General features: G+C 66.5%; 18 protein-coding genes. 4 read left to right on the top strand and 14 right to left on the bottom strand.

Annotated elements, in window-relative coordinates:
* Positions 1–25: 25 nt before the first annotated feature.
* The 10 genes from BLR75_RS00090 to mtnA all read right to left on the bottom strand — a co-directional run bounded on the left by BLR75_RS00090 (position 26) and on the right by mtnA (position 14,265).
* The gene (locus BLR75_RS00090) at positions 26–1,216 is read right to left on the bottom strand and encodes a type II secretion system F family protein (protein WP_084313039.1); all 1,191 of its coding nucleotides are present in this window, start codon (positions 1,214–1,216) and stop codon (positions 26–28) included.
* A 2-nt stretch (positions 1,217–1,218) separates the two neighbouring features.
* Complete coding sequence (locus tag BLR75_RS00085) at positions 1,219–2,946, bottom strand: GspE/PulE family protein (RefSeq protein ID WP_084313038.1); 1,728 nt, start codon at positions 2,944–2,946, stop codon at positions 1,219–1,221.
* The gene (locus BLR75_RS00080) at positions 2,936–3,736 is read right to left on the bottom strand and encodes an ABC transporter permease (protein WP_084313161.1); all 801 of its coding nucleotides are present in this window, start codon (positions 3,734–3,736) and stop codon (positions 2,936–2,938) included. Before BLR75_RS00080 ends, BLR75_RS00085 begins: the two co-directional genes overlap by 11 nt.
* Before the next feature lie 168 nt (positions 3,737–3,904).
* Complete coding sequence (gene cmk, locus BLR75_RS00075) at positions 3,905–4,594, bottom strand: (d)CMP kinase (RefSeq protein WP_084313037.1); 690 nt, start codon at positions 4,592–4,594, stop codon at positions 3,905–3,907.
* The gene (locus tag BLR75_RS00070; protein ID WP_084313036.1) at positions 4,594–6,819 is read right to left on the bottom strand and encodes a bifunctional prephenate dehydrogenase/3-phosphoshikimate 1-carboxyvinyltransferase; all 2,226 of its coding nucleotides are present in this window, start codon (positions 6,817–6,819) and stop codon (positions 4,594–4,596) included. Before BLR75_RS00070 ends, cmk begins: the two co-directional genes overlap by 1 nt.
* Positions 6,812–7,924 carry a histidinol-phosphate transaminase gene (gene hisC / locus BLR75_RS00065; protein WP_084313035.1) on the bottom strand — a complete coding sequence of 371 codons (1,113 nt, stop codon included), beginning with the start codon at positions 7,922–7,924 and terminating at the stop codon, positions 6,812–6,814. The genes BLR75_RS00070 and hisC overlap by 8 nt, the downstream gene beginning before the upstream one ends.
* Positions 7,925–8,012: 88 nt before the next feature.
* Complete coding sequence (gene pheA, locus BLR75_RS00060; protein ID WP_084313034.1) at positions 8,013–9,110, bottom strand: prephenate dehydratase; 1,098 nt, start codon at positions 9,108–9,110, stop codon at positions 8,013–8,015.
* Positions 9,110–10,195, bottom strand: a complete 1,086-nt coding sequence (gene serC, locus BLR75_RS00055; RefSeq protein WP_084313033.1) for a 3-phosphoserine/phosphohydroxythreonine transaminase — start codon at positions 10,193–10,195, stop codon at positions 9,110–9,112. Before serC ends, pheA begins: the two co-directional genes overlap by 1 nt.
* Before the next feature lie 16 nt (positions 10,196–10,211).
* On the bottom strand, positions 10,212–12,968 hold the full coding sequence (gene gyrA, locus BLR75_RS00050) for a DNA gyrase subunit A (protein ID WP_084313032.1): 2,757 nt from the start codon (positions 12,966–12,968) through the stop codon (positions 10,212–10,214).
* 220 nt (positions 12,969–13,188) lie between these two features.
* Positions 13,189–14,265 carry an S-methyl-5-thioribose-1-phosphate isomerase gene (mtnA, locus tag BLR75_RS00045; protein WP_084313031.1) on the bottom strand — a complete coding sequence of 359 codons (1,077 nt, stop codon included), beginning with the start codon at positions 14,263–14,265 and terminating at the stop codon, positions 13,189–13,191.
* Positions 14,266–14,433: 168 nt separating this feature from the next.
* Here mtnA and BLR75_RS00040 point away from each other — a divergent pair, with 168 nt between their 5' ends.
* The 4 genes from BLR75_RS00040 (at position 14,434) to BLR75_RS00025 (ending at position 18,072) form a co-directional block, all read left to right on the top strand.
* The gene (locus BLR75_RS00040) at positions 14,434–15,774 is read left to right on the top strand and encodes a TRZ/ATZ family hydrolase (RefSeq protein ID WP_084313030.1); all 1,341 of its coding nucleotides are present in this window, start codon (positions 14,434–14,436) and stop codon (positions 15,772–15,774) included.
* Between the two features lie 88 nt (positions 15,775–15,862).
* Entirely contained in the window at positions 15,863–16,561 is a 699-nt protein-coding gene (gene ubiG / locus BLR75_RS00035; protein WP_084313029.1) for a bifunctional 2-polyprenyl-6-hydroxyphenol methylase/3-demethylubiquinol 3-O-methyltransferase UbiG, read from the top strand.
* Positions 16,558–17,238: an N-acetylmuramic acid 6-phosphate phosphatase MupP gene (gene mupP / locus BLR75_RS00030; RefSeq protein ID WP_090415967.1), complete on the top strand. Its 681-nt coding sequence runs from the start codon at positions 16,558–16,560 to the stop codon at positions 17,236–17,238. The genes ubiG and mupP overlap by 4 nt, the downstream gene beginning before the upstream one ends.
* A gap of 90 nt (positions 17,239–17,328) precedes the next feature.
* Positions 17,329–18,072 carry a YciK family oxidoreductase gene (locus BLR75_RS00025; protein WP_084313027.1) on the top strand — a complete coding sequence of 248 codons (744 nt, stop codon included), beginning with the start codon at positions 17,329–17,331 and terminating at the stop codon, positions 18,070–18,072.
* Between the two features lie 211 nt (positions 18,073–18,283).
* Here BLR75_RS00025 and BLR75_RS00020 read toward each other — a convergent pair whose 3' ends face one another.
* The 4 genes from BLR75_RS00020 to BLR75_RS00005 are packed head-to-tail and all read right to left on the bottom strand — an operon-like array spanning position 18,284 to position 22,789.
* A complete protein-coding gene (locus BLR75_RS00020; protein WP_084313026.1) occupies positions 18,284–19,282 on the bottom strand; it encodes a DUF4340 domain-containing protein in 999 nt (332 codons plus the stop codon).
* Between the two features lie 12 nt (positions 19,283–19,294).
* Entirely contained in the window at positions 19,295–21,124 is a 1,830-nt protein-coding gene (locus BLR75_RS00015) for a GldG family protein (RefSeq protein ID WP_084313025.1), read from the bottom strand.
* Between the two features lie 13 nt (positions 21,125–21,137).
* Complete coding sequence (locus BLR75_RS00010; protein ID WP_084313024.1) at positions 21,138–21,872, bottom strand: ABC transporter permease subunit; 735 nt, start codon at positions 21,870–21,872, stop codon at positions 21,138–21,140.
* Positions 21,869–22,789, bottom strand: a complete 921-nt coding sequence (locus tag BLR75_RS00005; RefSeq protein WP_084313023.1) for an ABC transporter ATP-binding protein — start codon at positions 22,787–22,789, stop codon at positions 21,869–21,871. The genes BLR75_RS00010 and BLR75_RS00005 overlap by 4 nt, the downstream gene beginning before the upstream one ends.
* Positions 22,790–23,170: the final 381 nt, after the last annotated feature.

Raw genomic sequence — 23,170 nt, 5'->3', positions numbered from 1 at the left:
TCATGTGCCTGCCTCAGGTCCCGGTTCAGAAAACGATGTCGTTGGCGCTGGTGATCGCCAGCACCACACCAGTGATGATCACGCCGAACACCGCGCCGATCAGCAGGATGGCCAGGGGCTCGATCAACGCCAGGGTCCTGCGCATCCGCGACCGTCCCTGCTCCTCGTAGAGCCCGGCCAGGCTGTCGAGCATTTCGGCGAGACGGCCGGACTTTTCCCCCACCCGGACCAGGTTGCCTCCCGTCGCGGTGATCGCCTGTCGCTCTTCCAGCGCAGAGGACAGCGCCGTCCCGCCCCTGACATCCTGGGTAACCCGCTCGAGCTGCTCCCGCAGGTGGCGGATACGCAGGCTTTCACCGGCAAGACGCAGGGCGTCGACCAGCGCCACGCGGTTACCCAGCAGGGTTCCGAGCACCTTGGCCCAGCGGGCGATCTCCGCCTGCAGCAGCCACTCCCCCATCACCGGCAGACGCAACAGGCCGTTCAGTACCCGCGCCCTGAACTCCGGATGTTTCAGCAGTGGCAACCCCAGGCCGATGACAAGTCCTGCGGCCAGCAGCAGCACAACGGCGTTCTGCCTGCTCCATACACCAAGGCTCAGCACTGCCCAGGCCAGCCAGGGCAACTTGTCGGCGTGCTCCAGCAGGTTGGCGAACTTGGGCACGACGAATATGAACATCAGTGCCACCGCCGCGATGCCGCTGAGCACCAGGATGCACGGGTAGATCAGGGCATTGCGGATGTCCTCGCGGGTGCGCCGCTCGTATTCCATCTGCTCCACGCAATCCCTCAACGCGCCCGCCAGGTTGCCGGTCATTTCGCCGGCGGCGACCAGCTGGTAGGCATAGCGTGGTAGCGGAAGGCTGGCGGCTTCCAGCGCCTGCGGGAAAGAACGCCCCTGGCGCAGGCCATCGCCGATCACCTGCAGCGCCGCGGCTATCCGGGGGTGTTGGGAGGAACGTTCCTGGGCCTCGACCGCATCCGCCAGCCCCACCCCTGCCGAGAGCAGGGTCGCCAGTTCGTACAGGGCCATGTTCAGCTCTTCCGCACGCAGGCGTCGTTGCCGGCCCACGGATGTACGCTGGCTCGATTTCAGCTGGATAGGCGTGAGCCCTTGCGCCTCGAGCTGCCGCACGGCGTCCTGGTACGTAGGCTGGTTCAGTTCACCCTTGCAGCGTTTGCCGTGACGGTCGACCGCCTGATAGTCGAAGCGCATGTTCAGCCCCCCGTGGTCACACGATGGACTTCATCCAGCGATGTCAGGCCCAGCCACGCCTTGAGCAGGCCATCCTCGCGCATGCTGCGGAATCCCTGGCTCGCCGCGAAACTCCGCATCTGTTCGACTGCGCTCCGCTGCATGATCAGTTCCTGCATCTGCGGGCAGACATCGATCATCTCGTAGATACCCAGGCGCCCCCGGTAGCCCATGCCCTGGCACGCCGGGCAGCCACGGGCGCGCAGCCAGTTCGCGGCCTGCCCGGGGAACAGGCGCTTTGCGGCCTGCTCGACGAAGCGCGCGTCTTCCATGCTCAAGGGCGGGGAATAGGACTCCGCACACTGCTTGCAGAGACAGCGCACCAGCCGCTGGGCCTGGACGCCCCGCACCGGCGAAGCCACCAGGAATGGTTCGATGCCCATGTCGATGAGCCGGGTGAAGGCACTCACCGCATCGTTGGTATGCAGGGTGGAGAACACCAGGTGTCCGGTCAGGGAGGACTGCACGGCGATCTCGGCGGTTTCCAGGTCGCGGATCTCGCCGATCATGATCACATCCGGGTCCTGGCGCAGGATCGAGCGCAGCGCGGCGGCGAAGGTCAAACCAATCTCGGCGTGGGCCTGGACCTGGGTGATGGCGGGAATCCGGTATTCGACCGGGTCCTCCACCGTGATGATCTTGCGCACGCCATCGTTGATCGCTTCGAGGGTGGCGTAGAGGGTCGTCGACTTGCCCGAGCCGGTAGGGCCGGTCACCAGGACGATGCCGTGGGGCTCGTTGATCCAGGCATCCATCATTTCCAGGTGATCCGGCAGCAGCCCCAGGCGATCGAGGCGCAGGCCCTCCCGCTCCTTCGGCAGCAGGCGCATGACCACCGACTCGCCATGCACGCCGGGCAGGGTCGATACCCGCACGTCCATGTCCTGGCCGCTGACCCGCGTGCTCATGCGTCCGTCCTGGGGAAGCCGCCGCTCGGCGATGTCGATGCCGGACATCAGCTTGATCCGCGACACGACGGCGGCGAAACGCTCGCGCGGCAATGTCAGGCGGGACTGCAGCACGCCGTCGACACGAAAGCGGATGTGGAAGTTGAATTCCCGCGGCTCGATGTGGATGTCCGAGGCGCGGTGTTCGACGGCCTGCCCCATGACGTTGCCGACCAGTTCGACGATCGGCGCCTCCTCGGCCATTTCCCGCAGATGGCGGATATCGTCATCGGCGAACAGCCGGGAATCGCGCCCTTCCTGCTGCTGCCGTTCACTCAGGTATTCGAGCCAGGCGTCGAGGTCCTGCGAACGGCACAGCACCGGCTGCAACTCCCGTCCCGGATAGAAATAGCGCAGGGTGTCCTGCAGCGGCGCCGCCAGGGGATCGCGGGCTGCGAACAGCAGCCGCGCCTGCGCGTCCTCCCAGATCACCACCTGCTCGGCGACGAACCAGTCGAGCCTGATCGGGGTGCTGTCGAGAAAGCCCGCTATCGCGGCATTGCCCGGCGGTTCCAGGCTCACCCCGAGCAGGGGCATGGCCAACTGCTCGGCCAGCACGTCGAGCAACGCCGTTTCGGAAATGACGCCCGAGCGCATCAGGATCGCCCCCAGCCTGCCGCCCAGCCGGGCCTGCAGTTCCAGCGCCCGCTCCACTTCCTGCGCGCTGGCCAGCCCGCGCTGGATCAGGCGCCGGCCCAGCGGCAAATCCTGTTCCGGCAGTTCGGCGGCAAGTTCAGAGCACATCGGCGAACCCGTCCTGCATGCGCTGGAACCACAGCAGGCCGAGAAGCGATGCCAGCGATGACGCGCCGAGGTAGGCCATGACCTGCCCGGTCGACGGCATGGGCGTGCCGAAGAAGGCGTGACGGATCATCTCCAGCGGAATGGTCAGGGGATTCAGCGCGAGATAGGCGCGCAGATTTTCCGGCAGGGCGGAAAGGGGATAGAGAACCGGGCTGATGAACAGGATCAGCACCAGCAGCAGCTGGATGAACTGGCTGATGTCGCGGAAATAGGCGCCAAGGGCCGCGAAGAACCAGGCAAGACCGCTGGCGCACAGCAGCATGGGTAGCAGCATCAGCGGCACCAGCAGGATTTTCCAGCTGGGCACGTGCCCCAGCAATGGCAGCAGCAGCGCCAGGATGAGGAAGCCGATGATCGCGTTGACCAGCGCCGAGAGCACCAGCGAGAGGGGCAGGATCTCCAGGGGGAAAACCAGCTTCTTCACATAGTTGCCGTGCCCGTGGATGACCGTTGCGGCGCGTGACAGGCTGTCGGCGAGAATGCCGTTGAGCAGCAGGCCGGAATACAGGGTCAGGGCGAACGAAGCGGTGTCCTGGTCGCTGCCCCAGCGCGACTTCAGCACATGGCCGAAGACGAAGGTGTAGACCATCAGCAGCAGGAAGGGCGCGAGCAGCACCCAGAAGCCGCCGAGCAGCGTGCCCTGGTAGCGTGCCGCGACATCGCGGCGAACGAATGCGAGCAGCAGCCGGGCCCGGGAGGAAAGCGATACGGAGCGGGTGGGAGCGGACAGATGGGACAAGGACGGATACCAGCGAATTCAGACCCGTCCATGATGGGCGGGCACTACCGAATGAGCTGGTTATGCTGGCAGTTGGGACCGACTACCGGCAGCAGGAACGCGCCGCGAATCAGGTAGGAAAGCTCCGAACCCCGGAGCTTTCCACACCCGGCTGGAGACTCAGTCCAGCAAACCGCAGCGTGCCATTTCCTCGTGCAGGCGCTGCAGGACTTCCTCAATGGACAAACTGGTGGAATCCACCACTATCGCATCGTCCGCCGGCTTCAGCGGAGCCACGGCGCGCTGGCTGTCGCGTTCGTCGCGCAGACGGATTTCCTCGGTGAGCGCCGCCTGGTCGACTTCCAGGCCCTTGGCCTTGAGCTGCAGGTAGCGGCGGCGGCCACGCTCCTCGGCGGAGGCGGTGAGGAAGATCTTCAGCGGCGCGTCGGGGAACACCACGGTGCCCATGTCGCGGCCATCGGCGACCAGGCCGGGCGCTTCGAGGAATGCGCGCTGGCGCTGCAGCAGTGCCTCGCGCACCGCCGGCAGCGCGGCGACCTGCGAGGCGCCGGCGCCGGCCTGTTCGGTGCGGATGGTGTCGGTGACGTCTTCCCCTTCGAGGATGATGTGCTGCCCCTGCCCGCCCTTGCCGTGGGTGAACTGCACATCGAGGTGCGCCGCAAGAACCTTCAGCGCCTCCTCGTTGGTCAGGTCGATGCCATGGTTACCGGCGGCGAACGCCAGCAGGCGGTACAGCGCGCCGGAATCCAGCAGATTCCAGCCGAGCCGCTTGGCGAGCAGCCCGGCTACCGTGCCCTTGCCGGAACCACTGGGGCCATCGATGGCCACCACCGGCCACTGGGCGGACATCAGTTGCCCTCCACGGCGACGCGAATCCCGGACTGGGAGGCCAGGCCGAGGAAGGTCGGGAAGGACGTGGCGACGTTGGCGCAGTCATGGATGCGGATCGGCGCGCCGGCACGCAGCGAGGCGACGCTGAAGGACATGGCGATGCGGTGGTCGCCGTGGCTCCACACTTCGCCGCCGCCATACGGGCCGCCGTCGATGATGATGCCGTCCGGGGTCGGCTCGCATTTCACGCCCAGGGTCTTCAGGCCATCGGCCATCACCTGGATGCGATCGGATTCCTTCACCCGCAGCTCTTCCGCGCCACGCAGCACGGTGCGGCCGGAGGCAGAGGCGGCGGCGACGAACAGCACCGGGAATTCGTCGATGGCCAGCGGCACCAGGTCTTCCGGAATGTCGATGCCCTTCAGCTTCGCCGAACGCACGCGGAGGTCGGCAACCGGCTCGCCGCCCACTTCACGCTGGTTTTCCAGGGTGATGTCGGCGCCCATCAGCTTGAGGATGTCGATCACGCCGGTGCGGGTCGGGTTGATGCCGACGTGCTCCAGCACCAGGTCGGAACCTTCGGCGATGCTGGCGGCGACCAGGAAGAAGGCGGCGGAGGAAATGTCGGCCGGGACTTCGATCTGGGTGGCGGTCAGCTTGTGGCCGGACTCGACCCTGGCGGTGGCGCCTTCCACGTCAACCGGATAGCCGAAGCCGCGCAGCATGCGCTCGGTGTGGTCGCGGGTCGGGGCCGGCTCGGTGGTGGAGGTTTCACCGGCGGCGTAGAGGCCGGCGAGCAGCAGGCAGGACTTCACCTGGGCACTGGCCATGGGCATGTCGTAGTGCATGCCGGTGAGTTTCTGGCCGCCACGGATGGTCAGCGGCGGACGGCCTTCCGGACCGGTCTCGATCACCGCGCCCATCTCGCGCAGCGGCTTGGCCACGCGGTTCATCGGACGCTTGGACAGCGAGGCGTCGCCGGTCAGGGTGGTGTCGAACGGCTGGGCAGCGAGCAGGCCGCTGAGCAGGCGCATGGAAGTACCGGAGTTGCCCAGGTAGATCGGGCCGGGCGGCGGCTTCAGGCCGTGCAGGCCGACGCCGTGGACGGTCACGCGACCGTGGTGCGGGCCTTCGATGACCACGCCCATGTCGCGGAACGCCTGGATGGTCGCCAGCGCATCCTCGCCTTCGAGGAAGCCTTCGACCTCGGTGGTCCCTTCGGCCAGCGAGCCGAGCATGATCGAGCGGTGGGAAATGGACTTGTCGCCCGGTACGCGAACGCGTCCAGAGAGGCGGCCACCCGGCTGGGCCAGGTAAATCAGGTCATTGTCGTGCATGGCGTCCACATAGGCCCGTTGGGCCAGGATTTTGCTGAAGTGCTCACGGGCAACCCGGGCGCGCGTGAAGACGCCCATCAATTGCTGCCCGTCCCCCTTGTCGACAGCCTCGCGCAGGTCGTCGAGGTCGTCGCGGAATACATCGAGGATGCGCAGCACCGCCTCGCGGTTGGCGAGGAAGATGTCGTGCCACATCACCGGATCGCTGCCGGCGATCCGCGTGAAGTCGCGGAAGCCGCCGGCGGCATAACGGAAGATTTCCAGATTTTCACTGCGCTTGGCCAACGAATCGACCAGCGTGAAGGCCAGCAGGTGCGGCAGGTGGCTGGTGGCGGCCAGCACCTCGTCGTGATGCTCGACCTCCATGTGCTCGACGTCCGCACCGAGCTCGCGCCAGAGGCCGTCGACCAGCGCCACGGCCTCGGCGTCGGTGTCCTCCAGCGGCGTGAGGATCACCTTGTGGCGGCGATAGAGGTCCGCCCTGGCCGCTTCCACCCCGCTCTGCTCGGAGCCGGCGATGGGATGCCCCGGCACGAAGCGCGCCGGCATGCCACCGAAGGCGACCCGCGCGGCGCGCACCACGTTGCCCTTGGCGCTGCCGACATCGGTGAGCACGGCATTGCCGAGGTCGTAGCCGGCGAGTTCGGCCAGCACCCTCTCCATGGCCAGGATCGGCACCGCCAGCTGGATCACGTCGGCGCCGCGGCAGGCGGTCTCCAGCGACTCCTCGCAGCGATCCACCACGCCCAGCTGCACGGCCATGCGGCGCGATTCCGAGTCGCGATCGACGCCGATCACTTCCTCGAACACGCCCTTCTCGCGCAGCCCCTTGGCGAAGGAGCCGCCGATCAGGCCGAGCCCCACCACCACCAGACGGCGCAGTTTCTTCGGCGCCGCCTCAGCCACGGGCAAGCACCTTGGCCAGGGCTTCCAGACAGCGGGCGTTTTCTTCCGGCAGGCCGATGGAGATGCGCAGGTGCTGCGGCATGCCATAGCCGCCCACCGGACGCACGATCACGCCTTCGGCGAGCAGGGCCTGATATACCGGGCCGGCGTCGCGCTTGAGGTCCACGGCGATGAAGTTGCCCTTGGACGGGATCCACTCCAGACCAAGTTCGCGCAGGCCCTTTTCCAGCTGGACCATGCCCTCGTCATTGATGCGCTTGCCCTCGGCGAGGTACTCGGCATCGTCCAGCGCTGCACAAGCGGCGGCCAGGGCCAGGCTGTTGACGTTGAACGGCTGACGCACGCGGTTCAGCACATCGGCGACCTGCGCCGTGGAAATCGCGTAGCCGACCCGCAGCGAGGCCAGGCCGTAGGCCTTGGAGAAGGTGCGGGAAACCAGCAGGTTCGGGTGTGCGGCCAGGTATTTCAGGCCATCGGGCAGTTCCTCACCCTCGGCGTATTCGATGTAGGCCTCGTCCAGCACCACCAGCACGTTTTCCGGCACGCGTTCGAGGAAGCGCGCCAGGGCGTCCGGGCCGAACCAGGTGCCGGTGGGGTTGTTCGGGTTGGCGATGAAGACCACGCGGGTATTGGCGTCGATGGCCGCGAGCATGGCTTCGAGGTCATGCCCCCAGTCCTTCGCCGGCACCACCTTGCCCTGGGCGCCGACGGCCTGGGTGGAGATCGGGTAGACGGCGAAGGCGTACTGGCTGAACACGGCGTTCAGGCCGGGAGCCAGGTAGGCGCGGGCCACCAGATCGAGGATGTCGTTGGAGCCGTTGCCGAGGGTCACCTGGGCCGTCGACACACCGCAACGCCCGGCCAGCTTGCGCTTCAGTTCGAAGCCGTTGCCGTCGGGATAGCGGGTCAGTTCGGCCAGTTCGGCGCGGATCGCTTCGAGGACCTTGGCACTGGGGCCGAGCGGGTTCTCGTTGCTGGCCAGCTTGACGATGCTGGCCGGGTCGAGATCGAGTTCGCGCGCCAGTTCGTCGACCGGCTTGCCGGGAACATAGGGGGACAGCTTTTGCACGCCCGGCTGGGCCAGGGCAAGGAAGTCGCAAGACATATCTGAGGCCTCAGGCTGCAGGCCTCAGGCTGCCGGCATAGACGCTCTTCACCGCCTGTAGCCTGCCGCCTGCAGCCTGCAGCCGCAGTTAAAGTACCGCTTTCGGATAGGAACCCAGCACCTTCAGCGCCACGGCTTCGCTGTTGATCTTTTCCAGCACGTCCTTGATCAGCGGGTCCTTGTGGTGGCCGACGAAGTCGATGAAGAACACGTAGGTCCACTTGCCGCTGCGCGACGGGCGGGTCTCGATGCGGGTCAGGTCGATGCCGTTGGTGTGGAACGGCACCAGCAGCTCGTGCAGCGCGCCCGGCTTGTTGCGCATGGAGACGATGATCGAGGTCTTGTCGTCGCCGGTCGGCGGCACTTCCTGGTTGCCGATGATGAGGAAGCGCGTGGAGTTGTCCGGGCGGTCCTCGATCTTCTCGTACAGCTTCGACAGGCCGTAGAGGCTGGAAGCCATGTCGCCGGCGATGGCCGCGGAGTTCCACTCGCTCTTCACGCGCTTGGCCGCGTCGGCGTTGCTCGACACCGCCACGCGCTCGACGTTCGGGTAGTGCGCGTCCAGCCACTTGCGGCACTGGGCCAGCGACTGGGCATGGGAATAGATGCGGGTGATGTTGTCGGTCTTGGTGTTGTCGCCCACCAGCAGGTGGTGGTGGATGCGCAGCTCGACCTCGCCACAGATCACCATGTCGTGTTCGAGGAAGCTGTCCAGGGTGTGGTTGACCGCGCCTTCGGTGGAGTTCTCCACCGGCACCACGCCGAAGTTCACCGCACCGGCTGCGACTTCGCGGAACACCTCGTCGATCGCCGCCATCGGCGTGCTGATCACCGCATGGCCGAAGTGCTTGAGCGCCGCGGCCTGGGTGAAGGTGCCTTCCGGGCCGAGATAGGCGACCTTGAGCGGCTGCTCCAGGGCCAGGCAGGAGGACATGATCTCGCGGAACAGCCGCGCCATTTCCTCGTTGCCCAGCGGGCCCTTGTTCAGTTCCATGATGTGCTTGAGCACCCAGGCCTCGCGCTCGGGCCGGTAGAACACCGGCTTCTCGCCCTCGGCCAGGGTCGCCATCTTCACCCGCGCCACGTCGGTGGCGCAGCGGGCGCGTTCGCTGATCAGCTCGAGGATCTTCTCGTCGAGGCTGTCGATGCGTACGCGCAAAGCCTTGAGCTGGTCAGCGTCGCTCATCAGCCGCGCTCCTTCTCGAATTCGGCCATGTAGGCCACCAGGGCTTCCACCGCGTCCAGGCCCAGGGCGTTATAGATGGAGGCACGCATGCCGCCCACCGAACGATGGCCCTTGAGGTTGAGCAGGCCGCGCGCTTCGGCGCCTTCGAGGAAGGCCTTGTCGAGCTTCTCGTCGGCCAGGCGGAACGGCACGTTCATCCAGGAGCGGGCAGCCGGCTGGATCGGGTTGGTGTAGAAGTCGCTGCCGTCGATGAAGCCGTACAGCATGTCCTTCTTGGCGCGGTTGCGCTGCTCCATGGCGTCGACGCCGCCCTGCTCCTTCAGCCACTCGAAGACCAGGCCGGAGAGGTACCAGGAGTAGGTCGCCGGAGTGTTGTACATGGAGCCGTTGTCGGCGGCGATCTTGTAGTTGAGCATGGTCGGGCAGTAGCTGCGGGCGTTGCCCAGCAGGTCTTCGCGGACGATGACCACCACCAGGCCGCTCGGACCGATGTTCTTCTGCGCGCCGGCGTAGATCAGGCCGAACTTCGACACGTCGACCGGACGCGAGAGGATGTCCGAGGACATGTCCACCACCAGCGGGACGTCGCCAGTTTCCGGAATCCAGTCGAACTCCAGGCCGCCGATGGTCTCGTTGGACGCGTAGTGCAGGTAGGCGGCGTCCGGCGTCAGGTTCCACTCGTTCTGCCCGGGAATGGCGAAGTATTCGTACCTGGACGCGCTGGCGACCACGTTGACGTTACCGAAGCGGCGGGCCTCTTCGATGGCCTTCTTCGACCAGATACCGGTTTCGACGTAATCGGCCACGCCGTTCTCGGGCAGCAGGTTCAGCGGGATCTCGGCGAACTGCTGGCTGGCGCCGCCCTGCAGGAACAGCACCTTGTAGTTCGACGGCACGCCCATCAGGTCGCGCAGGTCCTGCTCGGCCTTCTCGGCTATGGCGACGTACTCGTCGCTGCGGTGGCTCATTTCCATGACCGACAGGCCACGGCCCTGCCAGTCGAGCATCTCGGCCTGGGCGCGTTCCAGCACAGCGGTGGGCAGCGCCGCGGGACCGGCGCAGAAGTTATAGGCTCGCTTGCTCACATCAAGTCTCGCTCGTTCAGTCGTCGGTCGCCTGCGGTTCTTCCACCGCCGGGGCTTCGTTCACATCGATGATTTCCGCATCCTCGGCTTCCAGGTCCTCGTCGGCGTCGGCAGAAGGCTCCTGCACGCGCTCCAGGCCCACCAGGGTCTCGTCGGAGGCCAGCTTGATGAGGATCACGCCCTGGGTATTGCGGCCCGCGCCACGGACTTCGTCGACACGGGTACGCACCAGGGTGCCCTGGTCGGAAATCAGCATGATCTCCTCGCCGTCCAGCACCTGGACGGCGCCCACCAGCTTGCCGTTGCGCTCGTTGATCACCATGGCGATCACGCCCTGGCCACCACGGCCGCGGCGCGGGTAGTCGGCCAGCGGCGTGCGCTTGCCGTAACCGCGTTCGGAGGCGGTGAGGATCTGCGCCTCGCGGCATTCCGGGATCAGCATGGAGATGATGCGCTGGTCTTCGGCCAGACGCATGCCGCGCACGCCGCGGGCGTTACGGCCCATGATGCGCACCTTGCTTTCCTTGAAGCGGATCACCTTGCCGGCGTCGGAGAACATCATCACGTCCTTCGAACCGTCGGTGATGGCGGCGGCGATCAGCGAGTCGCCCTCCTCCAGCTTCAGCGCGATCAGGCCGTTGGAGCGCGGCTTGGTGAACTGGATCAGCGGGGTCTTCTTCACGGTGCCTTTCATGGTGGCCATGAAGATGTAGGCGCCGGTCGGCTCGTCCTGGCTGAAGTCGGCGTCGTCGCCCTCTTCGGCCTCTTCGGCTTCCACCACTTCGGCGACCTGTTCGGCGACCACGTCGTCGTCATCGCCCTCTTCACCGGCGAACTGGGCGCGCACCGCTTCCAGGTCGATCTGCAGCATCGCGGTGATGCGCTCACCCTCGTCCAGCGGCAGCAGGTTCACCAGCGGACGGCCACGGGCGGTGCGCGAGGCTTCCGGAATCTCGAAGGTGCGCAGCCAGTAGACCTTGCCCTTACTGGAGAACAGCAGCAGCGTCGCGTGGCTGTTGGCGACCAGCAGGTGTTCGATGTAGTCCTCGTCCTTCACGCCGCTCGCCGACTTGCCCTTGCCGCCGCGACGCTGGGCCTCGTAGGCCGCCAGCGGCTGGGACTTGGCATAGCCGCCGTGGGAGATGGTCACCACGCGCTCTTCTTCGGTGATCAGGTCGGCGATGGTCAGGTCGACCTGGGACGCGACGATCTCGGTACGACGGGCATCGCCGAACTCCGCTTTCACCTTCTCCAGTTCTTCGCGGATGACTTCCATCAGGCGCGCCGGGTTGGTCAGGATACGGATCAGCTCGCCGATCAGGGTGAGGATTTCCTGGTATTCGGCCAGCAGCTTGTCGTGCTCCAGGCCGGTCAGGCGGTGCAGACGCAGTTCCAGGATGGCCTGGGCCTGTTCCGGCGACAGGTAGTACTTGCCGTCGCGCAGGCCGTACTGCGGGTCCAGGTCTTCCGGACGGCAGGCATCGGCGCCGGCGCGCTCGACCATGGCTTCCACGGCGCTGGATTCCCAGGCGGTGGCGATCAGGCGCTCCTTGGCTTCGGCGGGAGTCGGCGAGGCCTTGATCAGCTCGATCACCGGGTCGATGTTCGACAGGGCGACGGCCTGGCCTTCGAGGATATGGCCGCGCTCGCGGGCCTTGCGCAGCTCGAAGACGGTCCGCCGGGTCACCACTTCGCGGCGGTGACGGATGAACACTTCGAGCATGTCCTTGAGGTTCATCGTGCGCGGCTGGCCATCGACCAGGGCCACCACGTTGATGCCGAACACGCTCTGCAGCTGGGTCTGGGCGTAGAGGTTGTTGAGGACCACCTCGCCCACTTCGCCGCGGCGCAGCTCGATGACCACGCGCATGCCGTCCTTGTCGGACTCGTCGCGCAGCTCGGTGATGCCTTCGATCTTCTTCTCTTTCACCAGCTCGGCGATCTTCTCGATCAGGCGGGCCTTGTTCAGCTGGTAGGGCAGCTCGGTGATGATGATCTGCTGGCGGTTGCCGCCCTTCTCCATGTCCTCGATTTCGGCGCGGGCACGGATATAGATGCGGCCACGGCCGGTGCGATAGGCCTCGATGATGCCCGCACGGCCGTTGATGATGCCCGCGGTCGGGAAGTCCGGGCCGGGGATGTACTGCATCAGGTCGTCGACGGACAGCTCGGGGTTGTCCATCAGCGCCAGGCAGCCATCGATGACTTCGCCGAGGTTGTGCGGCGGGATGTTGGTCGCCATGCCCACGGCGATACCGCTGGAACCGTTGACCAGCAGGTTGGGGATCTTGGTCGGCATGACCGCCGGGATCTGCTCGGTGCCGTCGTAGTTGGGCACCCAGTCGACGGTTTCCTTGTCGAGGTCGGCGAGCAGCTCATGGGCCAGCTTGGACATGCGCACTTCGGTGTATCGCATGGCCGCGGCGTTGTCGCCGTCCACCGAACCGAAGTTGCCCTGGCCGTCCACCAGCATGTAGCGCAGCGAGAAGGGCTGGGCCATGCGCACGATGGTGTCGTACACCGCGGTGTCGCCGTGCGGGTGGTATTTACCGATCACGTCGCCGACCACACGGGCGGATTTCTTGTAGGGCTTGTTCCAGTCGTTGCCCAGCTCGCTCATGGCGTAGAGCACGCGACGATGCACCGGCTTCAGGCCATCGCGCGCATCGGGAAGGGCACGACCGACGATCACGCTCATCGCGTAATCGAGATAGGACTGTCGGAGTTCGTCTTCGATGTTGACCGGGAGGATTTCTTTGGCCAGTTCGCCCATGAGAAGCCTGGTTCCTTTTACTGGTGGAACTCCGCCTTGCCCGTCCTGGGCCAAGCGGAGTGAGATGGCGCCACTAGAACGCCACCAACTCACAACAAATCAATGACTTGCGTCGCCGACTCGCGCTGCTCCGAGGGCCCGGAAAATGGCCTCCGAAGAACCGTCGGAGCTTATCACAGAGCAAGGGGAAACCCTACCCTGGCGACTCCCCCTGCGGCGATCAGTGCAGGCGCTTGCGGCTCATCAGCTGGGCCATGCGTTCGGCGTCCGGACGCTCGACGACGCCGCGCTCGGTCACGATGGCGTCGATCAGGTCCGCCGGAGTCACGTCGAATACCGGATTGAAGGCATCCACCTCCGCCGCCACGCGCTTGCCGCCGACTTCCAGCAGTTCGCTGCCGTCACGCTCCTCGATCGGGATGTCCTCGCCGCTTTCCAGGCTCATGTCGATGGTCGAGCTGGGCGCCACCACCATGAAGCGCACGCCGTGGTGCATGGCGTTCACCGCCAGCTGGTAGGTGCCGATCTTGTTCGCCACGTCGCCGTTGGCGGTGATGCGGTCGGCGCCGACTATCACCCAGGTGATGGACTGGGTCTTCATCAGGTGGGCGGCCGCCGCATCGGCGTTCAGCGTCACCGGCACGCCCTCGTTGGCCAGCTCCCAGGCGGTCAGGCGGGCGCCCTGCAGCCACGGACGGGTTTCGTCGGCGTAGATGCGCTCGACCAGCCCTTCCAGATGCGCCGCGCGGATCACCCCCAGCGCGGTGCCGAAGCCGCCGGTGGCCAGTGCCCCGGTGTTGCAGTGGGTGAGGATCTTCTGCGGGCCGCTGTGCTGCTTGCGGATCAGCTCGACGCCGAGCTGGGCCATGGTCAGGTTGGCCTCGCGATCGCTTTCGTGGATGGCGATAGCCTCGGCTTCCAGGACGGTCAGTGGGTCGTCGGTCTCTTTCAGACGCTCCAGGCGGTCGCGCATGCGGTTCAGCGCCCAGAACAGGTTGACCGCGGTCGGCCGGGATTCGGCGAGGATCTGGAAATCCGCCTCCAGGGCGGAACGCCAGTTGCCGTTCTCGCGCAGCCGCGCACGCAATCCGAGCACCACGCCATAGGCCGCGGCGATGCCGATGGCCGGCGCACCGCGCACCACCATGGCGCGGATGGCGTCGGCCACCTCGGCGGCGCTTTCGTAGGTGAGCCAGGTTTCCTCCAGCGGCAGGCGCCGCTGGTCCAGCAACCGGAGTGTCCCGTTGCGCCAATCAATGGCCGTGACCCGCTCGGCCGCCAACAGTCGCTCACGCATGGAACACCTCTTCTTCATATTCAGATACGAGCCGCCCGGCGGCCCACTGCCAGCCCCAGCCGGACCGCACCGCAGCCCCGGGGAAAACAGCGGAGTATAACGAGCCGGGGCCGCCAGCGCTCGGGTATACTGCCGGCCACCCGTTCAAGCGCCCAGGAAGCGCCCTCCATGCCCGAAGCCAAAGCTCCTCTCGACCTGCTCCTGCTGCCGACCTGGATAGTCCCGGTGGAGCCCGCCGGCGTCGTCCTCCGCGACCACGGCCTGGGCATCCGCGACGGGCGCATCGCCCTGCTCGCCCCGCGCGACCAGGCGCTGCGCCACCCCGCCGCGGAAACCCGCGAACTGCCGGGCATGCTGCTCGCCCCGGGTCTGGTCAACGCCCACGGCCACGCGGCGATGAGCCTGTTCCGCGGCCTGGCCGACGACCTGCCGCTGATGACCTGGCTGCAGGAACACATCTGGCCGGCCGAAGCCAGGTGGGTCGGCGAGGACTTCGTCCGCGACGGCACCGAGCTGGCCATCGCCGAGCAGCTCAAGGGCGGCATCAGCTGCTATTCCGACATGTATTTCCTGCCGCGGGTAGCCAGCGAGGCCGTGCACAAGGCCGGCATTCGCGCGCAGATCTGCGTGCCGGTGATCGACTTCCCGGTGCCCGGCGCGCGCGATGGCGCCGAGGCGATCCGCCAGGCCGTCGCCCTGCACGACGACTTCAAGCACCACCCGCGCATCCAGGTCGCCTTCGGCCCGCACGCGCCCTACACGGTCAGCGACGACAAGCTGGAAAGCGTCGTCATGCTCGCTGAGGAACTGGACGCGGCGATCCAGATGCACGTCCACGAGACCGCCTTCGAGGTCCAGCAGGCGCTGGAGAAATCCGGCGAACGCCCGCTGGCGCGCCTGCACCGCCTCGGCCTGCTCGGCCCGCGCTTCCAGGCCGTGCACATGACCCAGGTGAGCGACGAGGACGTCGCCATGCTGGTCGAGACCAACAGCTCGGTGATCCACTGCCCGGAATCCAACCTCAAGCTGGCCAGCGGCTTCTGTCCGGTGGAGCGCCTCTGGCAGGCCGGCATCAACGTCGCCATCGGCACCGACGGCGCGGCCAGCAACAACGACCTCGACCTGCTCGGCGAGACCCGCACCGCCGCCCTCCTCGCCAAGGCCGTCGCCGGCCAGGCCACCGCGCTGGATGCCCACAGCGCGCTGCGCATGGCGACCCTGAACGGCGCCCGCGCCATCGGCCTGGAGCAGGAAATCGGCTCGCTGGAGCCGGGCAAGTCCGCCGACATCGTCGCCTTCGACCTCTCCGGGCTGGCCCAGCAGCCGGTCTACGACCCGGTCTCCCAGCTGATCTACGCCAGCGGCCGCGACTGCGTGAAACACCTCTGGGTCGGCGGCAAGCCGCTGCTGGAAGATGGCCGCCTGACGCGCATGGACGAGGAGCGCCTGAAGCGCGTGGCGGGTGAATGGGGCGCGCGCATAGCCGGCGGGCATGCTGTGACAAACTGACATGCCGTAGCCCATCGCAGGCGCGAAGCTGGCATCATATGAGTCTTTGCGCCATTCGTTTCAGCCACGTTTTTCCCAAAGGGGCACCATGAGCAACGTCGACCACGCCGAGATCGCCAAATTCGAGGCGCTCGCCCACCGCTGGTGGGACCGCGAAAGCGAGTTCAAGCCGCTGCACGATATCAACCCGCTGCGGGTCAACTGGATCGACGAGCGCGTCGGCCTGGCCGGCAAGAAGGTCCTCGACGTCGGCTGCGGCGGCGGCATCCTCAGCGAGGCCATGGCCCAGCGCGGAGCCACGGTGCTCGGCATCGACATGGGCGAGGCGCCGCTGGCGGTCGCCCAGCTGCACCAGCTGGAATCCGGCGTACCGGTGGAATACCGCCGCATCACCGCCGAACAGCTGGCCGAGGAAATGCCCGGCGCGTTCGACGTGGTCACCTGCCTGGAGATGCTGGAGCACGTGCCCGACCCGGCCTCGGTGATCCGCGCCTGCTACAGGATGGTCAAGCCGGGCGGCCAGGTGTTCTTCTCCACCATCAACCGCAACCCGAAGGCTTACCTGTACGCCATCGTCGGCGCCGAGTACGTGATGCGCCTGCTGCCCCGCGGCACCCATGACTTCAAGAAGTTCATCCGCCCGTCCGAGCTCGGCGCCTGGTCGCGCGAGGCCGGCCTGAGCGTCAAGGACATCATCGGCCTGACCTACAACCCGCTGACCAAGCACTACAAGCTGGCCGACGACGTCGACGTCAACTACATGATCCAGACCCTGCGCGAGGAATGAAACGCATGCCGATCAAAGCGGTTCTCTTCGACATGGATGGCACCCTGGTGGACTCGGCCCCGGACTTCATCGCCGTCTGCCAGGCCATGCTGGCCGCCCACGGCAAGCCGGCCATCGATCCCCGGAAGGTCCAGGACGTGGTTTCCGGCGGCGCCCGCGCCATGGTCGCCGCGGCCTTCGACATCGCCCCGGAAGACGCCGGCTTCGAAGCCCTGCGCCAGGAATTCCTCGATCGCTACCAGGACCACTGCGCGGTGCTGACCCGCCCCTACGACGGCATTCCCGAGCTGCTCGATCGCATCGAGGAAGCGCGCCTGATCTGGGGCGTGGTGACCAACAAGCCGGTGCGCTTCGCCGAGCCGGTGATGCAGCAGCTCGGCCTTGCCGAACGCTCCGCCGTGCTGATCTGCCCGGACCACGTGAGCCGCAGCAAGCCCGATCCGGAACCGCTGCTGCTGGCCTGCAAGCAGATCGGCGTGGAGCCGTCGCAGGTGCTGTTCATCGGCGACGACCTGCGCGACATCGAATCCGGCCGCGCCGCCGGCACCAAGACCGCCGCCGTGCGCTACGGCTACATCCACCCGGACGACAACCCGGCCCACTGGGGCGCGGACGTGATCGTCGACCGGCCGCTGGACCTGCTCGCCGTTCTCGATCGCGCACTCTGTTCCTGCTGAGCCGGAAGCTGGAAGCCTGAAGCCGGAAGCCTCCCGCCGCTCGACTTCAAGCTTCCAGCTTCAAGCTTCCCGCTCTCCGAAGGAGTTCCCATGTTCCAATATTCCGCCCGCCCCGACCTGCTCAAGGACCGGGTGATCCTGATCACCGGCGCCGGCCGCGGCATCGGCGCCGGCGCCGCGCGCACCTTCGCCGCCCATGGCGCCACCGTGCTGCTGCTGGGCAAGAGCGAAGACCACCTCAACGAGGTGTACGACGAGATCGTCGCTGCCGGCCATCCGCAGCCGGTGGTCATCCCGTTCAACCTGGAAACCGCCCTGGCGCACCAGTACGACGAACTGGCGGCCACCATCGAAGCGGAATTCGGCAAGCTCGACGGCCTGCTGCACAACGCCTCGATCCTCGGCCTGCGCTCGCCGATCGAGCAGATTTCCGGCGACAACTTCACCCGCGTCATGCAGGTGAACGTCAACGCCGTGTTCCTGCTGACCCACGTGATGCTGCCGCTGCTCAAGCTGTCCAGCGATGCCTCGGTGATCTTCACCTCCAGCAGCGTCGGCCGTAAGGGCCGCGCCTACTGGGGCGGCTACGCGGTGTCGAAGTTCGCCAACGAGGGCCTGATGCAGGTGCTCGCCGACGAGTGCGACGGCACCTGCGCGGTGCGCGCCAACAGCGTCAACCCCGGCGCCACCCGCACCGGTATGCGCGCCCAGGCCTACCCGGGCGAGAACCCGTTCAACAACCCGCTGCCGGAAGAGATCATGCCGGTGTACCTGTACCTGATGGGGCCGGACAGCGCCGGGGTGAATGGACAGGCGTTCGATGCGCAGGGTTGATGGCTGCATATAAATAAAGAAGGGCTCCCGAGGGAGCCCTTCTTGTTTGAAGTGCGGTTCGCGGGCATGGCTCGCTCCTACAGAGAGGTCTGGCGCCATGGTTCCCACGCTCCTGCGTGGGAACCATGAATGTAGGGTGGATCAGCTCCACCGATCCACCATGGTCGCGCATGTGGCCCCGCAATGGTGGATGAAAAGAGCCTCATCCACCCTACGGTTCTGGCTGCCCTTCGCGCTGGACGTTTCCGCGGTCCAGCATGTCCGCCAGGTGCCGGGCGATGGCATCGGCCTGGTACGGCTCGATCCGGTATGCCCAGTCCTGGCGCGCCTGGATCTGGCCCTCGGGGAACTGTTCCAGGTGCTCGATGATCAGCCACGGCTGGCCGCCCTGCTCCTGCACGCGCCCTTTCAGCTCGGCGCCGTCCAGGGTCTTCAGGCTCAGGGTCAGGCGCGGGTCGCCCTTGAACTGCACCTGGTCGAGCGGCGCGGCGTCGGTGAAGGTGAGCTGGCCGAACGGCGTCGCCATGCCGTTGGCCGCCGCTTCGTACGCCAACTTGGCGCCCTTCGGCAGCTGGCGGACCTGCAGGTTCGGCTCCTCGGCGTTGTCGCGGAACACCGTCAGCGTCTCCCCCTTCGGATAGCTGACCGATACCTCGCCGATCTGCTCGAACGGGATGCTGGTCACCCGGCGGTCCAGCCAGTCCAGCTCGTTCGGCGGCAGCACCAGGGTCTTGTCCAGCAGCCAGACCTGGTCGTCGCCCGGCTGGCGCACCAGTTGCCCGCCGTGCTGGGCGCTCTTGCCCACCAGGATGTCGATCGGGCCGCCGTTGCTGCGCTCCAGGGTCAGGCGCACGGCGACGCCATCGCCCTTCTCGGCCAGGTCGAGCTGGGCGTGGTTGGCCGGATCGCGGGTCTTGGCCTCGACCTTGCGCGCCTCGGCCAGCTCATGCAGCAGGTCGCCGATCAGCCGGCCGGCCGCCGGGTAGTCGGCCTTGGCCGGCATCACCCAGGCGCCGTCCTTGCGCGCCACGCGGATCACCGGCTGGCTGGGCCGGGCGATCTGCACGCTGGTCACCTGCTGCGCATCGAGACCGGGCAGGTAGCGGGTTTCCTTCTGCGGCGCGACATCCGGCGCCCGCTGCAGCCAGACGTAGATTCCGCCCAGGACCAGCAGCGAGAGAAACAACAGGAACAGACTCTTGCGTTGCATAGCGAAACTCCCTCAGGCGCGGCGGCGGCGCCAGAACCACAGGCCCAGCACACCCACGGTGAGCAGCAGCGGCACCAGTGCGATGTTGATGAACTTCAGCGTGCGCCCCAGCGCCTCGATGTCGGCGTTCAGCTGGAACTGCACGTCGCGCAGTTCCTTGCGGATGCGCACGCGTTCCTGGATGAACTGCTGCACTGCCGTCTGCTGTTCCGGAGTCAGCTCCAGCACCTTGTTCGGGTCCTGGTTCTGCAGCGCGGCGAGCTTCTGCTCGGTCTCGGACAGGCGCTGCTTGAGCGCCTCCTCCTTCTCGCGGAAGCTCGATTCGGCCTGGCGCTGCAGCGCGTCCACCACGGTGAACGGGCGGCTGAAGCGGCCACGGGAACGCACGCTGATCAGCGCGTCGGAACCGGCGAGGTTGTCCAGCGCGTTGACCACGAAGCTGGCGTTCTCCGCCCAGGGCTGCGGGACGCGCTGGCCGAAGAAGTCCTGCACCTGCACCCACATGCGGTCGGTCAGCAGGTCGGTGTCGGCCACCGCGATCACGTTGATGCTGTCAGCCTGCTTGAGGCCGTCCTTGCGCCCTTCGATACCGTTGGGGAAGGCGGTCTGCGCCGGTCCCTGGATGCGCGCGGCGATGGTGTAGTGCTTGCCGGTGGGCTTCAGCTGGCGCAACAGCACCCCCGGGTCGGTCAGCTGGCGCAGGCCCGCGGCGGCGATGGGCATGGCGCTCTGCGAACTCTGGATCAGCGGGGTGAAGCTGGTCCTGGCGCCGTCCAGCGGCTCGAGAATGCCGGCGCTGGCGACGGTGAGGTTGGCCAGCCCGGCGATGCTCACGTCGCTCTGGTCGAGCACGCGCTGGTCCAGGTTCAGCCAGGCCGGATGACGCACCGCCTGGCGGCCCTGCCCCATGCTCACGGTCATCCCGTAGGCGCCGTCGGCGACCACCTCGCCCTGGTCCATCTTCAGGCCCCAGGCCTTGAACAGCGGCTCCAGGCCGGACGACTTGTCCTCCGGCGTCTCGATCGACAGCGGCACGCTGGTATCGGCCTCGCTGTACGGGTCGACGAAGGCCAGCAGCTTGCCGCCGCGCAGCACGAACTGGTCGATGGCGTAGAGGGTCTGCTGCGGCAGGTTCTTCGGATGAACCAGCATGAGTACGCCGACATCGTCGGGAATCTGGTCGATATCGGTCTTCAGGCTGCGCAGATCGAACTGCTGGCGGACTTCCTCCAGCAGCATCCACGGCGGGGTCGGCTGCTGCGACTGCATGTCGAAGCCGCCATTCATCTGCAGGGTGGAAATCAGCCCGACCACCGGCCGCTTCGGATGCGCCAGGCCCTGGATCAGCCGGCTGACGTCGTATTCGAGGAATTCCTCGTGGTCCAGCGGGAAGAACGGGATCACCTGGCTGTCGTCCAGCGCGTTGGTGCCGGCCAGGCCGAAGTACAGCTGGTCGCCGCCCTGCGTCAGCGGCACGCCCTGCAGGCCGAACTCGGCGGCCTTGTCTTCCTCTTCGGAGAACGGCTTCGGATCGATCACGTGCAGGCGGATCTTGCCGCCGGCCTCGCGCTCGTAGGCCTTGAGCAGTTCCTCGACGCGCCGCGCGTAGTTGCGCAGCGAGACCAGCTCCTTGGTGCCGCTGTCGGAATAGAAGAAGTACAGGTTGATCGGCTCCTTGAGGTCGCCAAGGATCTTCTTCGTCCCGTCGGAGATGGTGTACAGGCGCTGCTGGGTCAGGTCCAGGCGCGCGCCGGTGAAGGCCAGCCCGGAGACCATGTTGAAGGCCAGGAACAGCAGGGCGATGACCAGCAGCCCGGCCCCGGAGTACATCAGTTTCTTCATGATTCGGACGTCCTCAGTCGGCTTTCTTCAGGTCGACCACCACCGCCGTGGCGGCCAGCCAGGCGACGATCAGGCTGACGAAATAGAGCAGGTCGCGCAGGTCGATCACGCCCTTGCTGATCGCGTCGAAGCGGATCAGGAAGCTCAGCGAGGCGACCGCGTCGATCAGCGCTTGCGGCGCCCAGGCGCTGAAGGCGTCAAGCACCAGCGGGAAGCCGCTGACGATGAACAGGAAACACACCACCACGGCGAGGATGAAGGCGATCACCTGGTTCTTCGACAGCGCCGACATGCACGAGCCGATCGACAGGTAGGCGCCGGCCAGCAGCCAGCTGCCGATGTAGCCGGTGAGGATGGCGCCGTTGTCCGGCTCGCCCAGGTAGTTCACCGTGATGACGATGGGGAAGGTCAGCAGCAGCGCGATGCCGGCGAACACCCAGGCGGCGAGGAACTTGCCGGCCACCGCTTCGAGGCGGGTGATCGGCAGGGTCATCAGCAGCTCGATGGAGCCGGACTTGCGCTCCTCCGCCCACAGGCGCATGGCGATGGCCGGGATGAGGAACAGGTAGAGCCACGGGTGGAAGCTGAAGAAAGCGTTGAGGTCGGCCTGGTTCCGCTCGTAGAAGTTGCCCAGGTAGAAGGTGAAGACCCCGGACAGCACCAGGAAGATGACGATGAACACATAGGCCAGCGGCGTGGCGAAATAGCTCGCCAGCTCGCGCCTGAAGACGATGGGCAACTGCTTCATGCCGCTTCCCCCCTGGTCAGGCTGCGGAACACCTCGTCGAGGCGGCCGCGCTCCACTTCCAGCTCCCTGATCTGCCAGCCGCGCGCAGTGACCAGCGCGTTGACCTGCGGGAAGATCACCTGCCCCGGCTGCGCCAGTACGGTCAGGCTGTCCTCCAGCGGGTTCTCCTCGACGCCCGCCACGCCCGGCAGTTCGGCCAGCGCGGCCTTGTCCAGCCCGTCGCCGACCAGGGTCACCGCCTGGTGGTAGCGCGAACGGCTCTCCAGCTCGAACGGCGTGCCGTCGGCCAGCAGCCGGCCGTTGGCGATCACCACGGCGCGGGTGCAGAGCGCGGTGACTTCCTCGAGGATGTGGGTGGAAATGATGATGATCTTGTCCTGCGCCAGACCGCGGATCAGCTCGCGCACCTGGTGCTTCTGGTTGGGATCGAGGCCGTCGGTGGGCTCGTCGAGGATCAGCACCCTGGGATCATGGATGATCGCCTGGGCCAGGCCGACGCGGCGCTTGAAGCCCTTGGACAGGGTGTCGATGGACTGTTCGCGGACGCGCTCCAGCTCCAGCTGCGCCACCACCCGCTCGACCCGCTGGCGCTTCTCCGCGCCACGGAAGCCGCGGATGCCGGCGATGAATTCAAGGAAGCCGCGCACCGTCATGTCGCCATAGCAGGGCGCGCCTTCCGGCAGGTAGCCGATCTGCCGCTGGGCCTTGAGGGTCTGGGTCTGGATGTCGAAACCGAGGATGCTCGCGGTGCCGAAGGTCGGCGCGAGGAAACCGGTGAGCATCTTCATGGTGGTGGACTTGCCGGCACCGTTCGGGCCGAGGAACCCCAGCACCTCCCCCTGTTGCACATTGAACGACAGGTCATCGACCGCCGTGTGCTGCGCGAAACGCTTCGTTAGTCGTTTTATCTCGATCATGGTCTCTCACCATTACGACGAAAATCCCTCTCGCTACCCACGAGCACAGCGAGATGGGCATTGGTTTTGAGCCGCCGGACTATAAAAAGAGCTGGAGCGGACGTGCAAGGTAGCGACGTTTCCGGAAGTTGCCGGCCTGGGAGTATGGCGGAAGTGGCGTAGAGGATGGCCTATTCCGCGCATCCACCCTGTAGAAACAACTGTCTTCGCGCCATGGCCAAGCGCTGGTGTAGGGCGCATGAAGCGGAACGCTTCATCCGCCGATGACGCCGAACCTGTAGGAGCGAGCTTGCTGGCGATCCGGACTTACCGGCAGCCACTGGGCCGCCATCTGGCATGGATGATCGCCAGCAAGCTGGCTCCTACGAAGAGCGGCGCTGC

It is taken from the genome of Pseudomonas jinjuensis, assembly GCF_900103845.1.
Taxonomy (GTDB): domain Bacteria; phylum Pseudomonadota; class Gammaproteobacteria; order Pseudomonadales; family Pseudomonadaceae; genus Pseudomonas; species Pseudomonas jinjuensis.
Note: the sequence above shows the minus strand (reverse complement) of the source record. Positions and strands in the feature narration are given on the sequence as shown.

What these genes read in the sequence shown, in the direction of transcription:
- BLR75_RS00090 (WP_084313039.1), bottom strand. Translation starts at nt 1,216, where the DNA reads ATGCGCTTCGACTATCAGGCGGTCGACCGTCACGGCAAACGCTGCAAG.
- BLR75_RS00085 (WP_084313038.1), bottom strand. Translation starts at nt 2,946, where the DNA reads ATGTGCTCTGAACTTGCCGCCGAACTGCCGGAACAGGATTTGCCGCTG.
- cmk (WP_084313037.1), bottom strand. Translation starts at nt 4,594, where the DNA reads ATGTCCGCCCAGTGGCCGGTGGTGGCCATCGATGGCCCCAGTGGTTCC.
- hisC (WP_084313035.1), bottom strand. Translation starts at nt 7,924, where the DNA reads ATGTCTTGCGACTTCCTTGCCCTGGCCCAGCCGGGCGTGCAAAAGCTG.
- pheA (WP_084313034.1), bottom strand. Translation starts at nt 9,110, where the DNA reads ATGAGCGACGCTGACCAGCTCAAGGCTTTGCGCGTACGCATCGACAGC.
- gyrA (WP_084313032.1), bottom strand. Translation starts at nt 12,968, where the DNA reads ATGGGCGAACTGGCCAAAGAAATCCTCCCGGTCAACATCGAAGACGAA.
- mtnA (WP_084313031.1), bottom strand. Translation starts at nt 14,265, where the DNA reads ATGCGTGAGCGACTGTTGGCGGCCGAGCGGGTCACGGCCATTGATTGG.
- BLR75_RS00040 (WP_084313030.1), top strand. Translation starts at nt 14,434, where the DNA reads ATGCCCGAAGCCAAAGCTCCTCTCGACCTGCTCCTGCTGCCGACCTGG.
- ubiG (WP_084313029.1), top strand. Translation starts at nt 15,863, where the DNA reads ATGAGCAACGTCGACCACGCCGAGATCGCCAAATTCGAGGCGCTCGCC.
- mupP (WP_090415967.1), top strand. Translation starts at nt 16,558, where the DNA reads ATGAAACGCATGCCGATCAAAGCGGTTCTCTTCGACATGGATGGCACC.
- BLR75_RS00025 (WP_084313027.1), top strand. Translation starts at nt 17,329, where the DNA reads ATGTTCCAATATTCCGCCCGCCCCGACCTGCTCAAGGACCGGGTGATC.
- BLR75_RS00020 (WP_084313026.1), bottom strand. Translation starts at nt 19,282, where the DNA reads ATGCAACGCAAGAGTCTGTTCCTGTTGTTTCTCTCGCTGCTGGTCCTG.
- BLR75_RS00015 (WP_084313025.1), bottom strand. Translation starts at nt 21,124, where the DNA reads ATGAAGAAACTGATGTACTCCGGGGCCGGGCTGCTGGTCATCGCCCTG.
- BLR75_RS00010 (WP_084313024.1), bottom strand. Translation starts at nt 21,872, where the DNA reads ATGAAGCAGTTGCCCATCGTCTTCAGGCGCGAGCTGGCGAGCTATTTC.
- BLR75_RS00005 (WP_084313023.1), bottom strand. Translation starts at nt 22,789, where the DNA reads ATGATCGAGATAAAACGACTAACGAAGCGTTTCGCGCAGCACACGGCG.